Below are 2,851 nucleotides of genomic sequence, written 5' to 3'. Positions count from 1 at the left end.
TATCTAACTTATAAAAATAAAAAAGGCTCAAAAGACCCAGAGGCTCTTATAAAATATGCAGAGTCGAAGAAAAACTTTTTTAAAAGTAAATTTATAAAAAACTCAATCAGATTTATGCCTGTTTTAGTTTTAGGTATAAATTTATTTGGATTTTTTTCTAAAAATATTTTTATGATTTATATAGGTTTGGGTATATTAATAGTTCAAATTTTAATATGGCTTCTTAGTATGTTTAGAAATAGTAAAATATTAGGAACTGTACATTATATTAAATACAATCTAGAGACATATTTAGAAGTTTTAAAACTTTTAAAAAAAGAGAATTTTTGTAGTGAAGAATTAAAAAGAATTAAAGGAACTATGTTTCCTCAAGGGTGTTCTTCAATAGAAGCAATAAAAGAATTAGATAAGATTACAGAGATAATCAATATTCGTTCAGGTGGAATTGCTAATTTAATTTTAAATATATTATTCCTTTGGGATTATCAATGCATATTTTTGCTTGAAAAATGGAAAATGAGATATGGAGACAGAGTTAAGGATTGGATTGAAGGCATAGGGGAAATAGAAAGTCTAATTAGTTTTTCAGTTTTAAACAATATAAATAATCATATAGTATTTCCAAAAATAGTAGATGGTAAATCTAGAATAGTGGCTGAAGAAATAGGTCATCCATTAATAAATATGGAAGATAGGGTAGACAACGATATAAAAATAGATGATGAAATATTTATTATAACTGGTTCCAACATGTCAGGAAAGACTACTTTTTTAAGGACGATAGGTATAAATCTAGTATTAGCCTATAATGGAGCAGGAGTTTGTGCCAAATCTATGGAGCTTACTTTATTAGATTTAATTACGTCTATGAGGATTGTGGATGATTTAAGGGGAGGCATATCTACTTTCTATGCAGAAATACTTCGTATTAAAAGGATTATAGATAGGGCAGAGACCCAGGATAATATGATATTTTTAATAGATGAAATATTTACTGGTACAAATTCAGTAGATAGAATATTAGGTGCTAAAAATGTTATAGGAAATTTAAATAAAGATAATATTATAGGAATGATAACTACTCATGATTTAGAACTATGTGCCTTAGATTCAAGGAAAAGAATAAGAAATTTTTATTTTGAAGATAAATATGATGACAAGACTCTAAGATTTGATTATAAGATAAAATCTGGGAAATCCACATCAACTAATGCAAAAAATCTAATGAATTTAGCAGGAATAAAAATAGTAGAACAGTAGGTAATACATAGATGATATAATATATCTAATATATTATATTTAAAAATATTTGTATTTTTAAAGGGTGAAAAAATTGAATGATATTGATTCTATTTTAAAAAACCAAAAGGATTTTTTTAAAAGTAATATAACGAAAGAGTTTCAATTTAGATTGAATAATTTGGCTAAATTAAAGAAAATAATAGAAAAAAACGAAAAAACTATATTTCAAGGATTGAAAAAAGATTTAGGTAAATCTGAATTTGAATCCTATTCTACAGAAATAGGATTTGTTTTAAATGAGATTGATTTTACAATAAAACGATTAAAAAAATGGGCTAAGCCTAAAAAGGTCAGAGGTTCTATTGCTGCTTTCAAATCCACTAATTATATATATCCAGAGCCCTATGGTAATACTTTGATCATTTCTCCGTGGAATTATCCCTTTCAACTATCTACTCTTCCCTTAATAGGAAGTTTAGCTGCAGGGAATACTGCCATTATTAAGCCTTCCAGCACATCAGTACATACTAGCAAAATATTAGAAAATATAATAAATAACAATTTTCCAAATTTATATATCTATGTTGTTACAGGTGAAGAAGGAAAATCTCTTTTGGATAAAAAATTTGATTATATTTTTTATACTGGTAGTGTTTCTGTAGGAAAGCTAGTCATGAAAAAAGCTGCAAAACATTTAACGCCTATTACTTTAGAATTAGGAGGGAAAAGCCCTTGTATAGTAGATAAAGAAGGGGATTTAGAGCTATTTGCTAAAAGAATAGTTTGGGGGAAATTTTTGAATGCAGGACAAACTTGTGTTGCTCCTGATTATCTACTAGTTCAAAGTAGTGTAAAAGAAGAATTAATAAAATATATGATTGAATATATAGAAAAGTTCTACGGGATAAGCATAGAAGATAATAATGAATTTGGAAGGATAATAAATGAAAAACATTTCAGTAGGCTGGTAAATTTACTAGATAATGGGCAAATTATCTATGGAGGTAAATACAATAAAGAGAAACTATATATTTCACCTACATTGATAGATGATATTTATTGGGATGATCCTATTATGCAGGAAGAAATATTTGGTCCTATATTTCCTATTTTAGAGTATGATAATTTAGATGAAGCAATTGAAATTATAAATTCCCATCCTAAACCTCTTGCTCTTTACTTTTTTTCATATAATGATGAAAAAATAGAAAAAATAATAAATAACACATCCTATGGTGGCGGATGTATCAATGACACAATAATGCATTTATCCAATCCTCACTTACCTTTTGGAGGAATAGGGAATAGTGGAATGGGAAGTTATCATGGGAAAAGTAGCTTTGATACCTTTACCCATTATAAGAGTGTGTTGAAAAAAAGCAATACTTTTGATCCTAATTTTAGATATCCACCTTATAAAGATAAACTAAAATTTATCAGAAGATTTTTTTAAAACAGGAGACTCATTTGGGACAGCAGGGACGGTTCTCGCTGTCCCATAGTTTTGGAAATAAATTCACAATATATAGAAAAGAAATTATTACAATGATATAATATTCTTAAGGAGAACAAAAAGTTGGTGAGAAAATGGAAAATAGAATAACAAATA

Annotated in this window: 2 protein-coding genes; both read left to right on the top strand. The window is 27.3% G+C overall.

Going from position 1 to position 2,851, the window contains the following annotated elements:
- A partial coding sequence (locus tag VK998_RS10435) for a MutS-related protein (protein ID WP_325228067.1) occupies positions 1-1,260 on the top strand: 1,260 nt, incomplete at its 5' end.
- A 73-nt stretch (positions 1,261-1,333) separates the two neighbouring features.
- Entirely contained in the window at positions 1,334-2,695 is a 1,362-nt protein-coding gene (locus VK998_RS10430) for an aldehyde dehydrogenase (RefSeq protein WP_414713599.1), read from the top strand.
- Positions 2,696-2,851 lie beyond the last annotated feature (156 nt).

Origin of the sequence: Schnuerera sp., assembly GCF_035459645.1 — a bacterium.
Classification (GTDB): domain Bacteria; phylum Bacillota; class Clostridia; order Tissierellales; family Tepidimicrobiaceae; genus Schnuerera.
Note: the sequence above shows the minus strand (reverse complement) of the source record. Positions and strands in the feature narration are given on the sequence as shown.